The organism is Alcanivorax sp. HI0083, assembly GCF_001635175.1.
The window spans coordinates 1-768 of record NZ_LWFX01000468.1; the positions used below are offsets into that span (position 1 = coordinate 1).

General features: G+C 60.4%; 1 protein-coding gene and 1 pseudogene. Both read right to left on the reverse strand.

Features of this window, described 5'->3' with window-relative positions:
* Nucleotides 1-303: FAD-dependent monooxygenase (locus tag A3754_RS04805; protein WP_156496800.1), on the reverse strand; the 303-nt coding region annotated here is incomplete at its 3' end.
* 209 nt (nucleotides 304-512) lie between these two features.
* Nucleotides 513-768 (reverse strand): annotated as a pseudogene (locus A3754_RS27250) (oxygenase); the annotation flags it as partial.

Here is a 768-nt window from a genome sequence, read left to right on the forward strand (position 1 = left end):
TACGTCTTCAGCCTGAAACAGCACCTCGCCAGTGCCATCCTGGTCCCACACCTGCATGGCACTGTAGGGCTGCACCCGCGACGCATCCAGATAATCCCACACCCCGGTATTGCGCAGCAGCCAATGGCTGGCTTCGGTAAGCGTGGACACCCGCAACTGCGCCTTGCCCTGCGGCAGGGCCGGGGCAGGGGCACCGTCCAGCACGGTCACCGTCAATCCCTGCTCTGCCAGCAGCACCGCCAGCAACCCACCGGTCATGCCACCGCCAACGATGAGGATGTGTTGTTCGTTACTGCCAGTCATATACTTCACCCAAAGGACGGAAATGCCCTCTCCACCGTCAGTACTATTCAACCAGCCGCGAACGTTTAAAGTGTAAAGTTCAAACGCGAGACGGGTTTGGCGCCACGCTGAACGGAAGGTGTTTCGCGCTGAACGCGGGTTCGGACTTCGGGTACCGGGAACCCCTTGCACGCGCTTTTCAACTTTAAACTTTGAACTTTCAGCTGCTCTTAAAGCCCCATGGCCCGTTTCGCAAAACCACTACGCAGCCCGGGCAGAATATCCATGGCCACCAACCCCAACTGGCGACTGTGCGCAAACAGCGGTTGCTGCACCCGGAACAGTTCCGGTACCCAGCGGGATGCCTGACTGATCAGGGCCTGATCCTTTTCCCGTTTTTGTGCGTAGGCCTGCAGGGTCGCCAGGCTACCGGGGTCGGCATTGCCGCCTACGGTCTGCGCCAGCGCCAGCAGATCCCGCACCGCC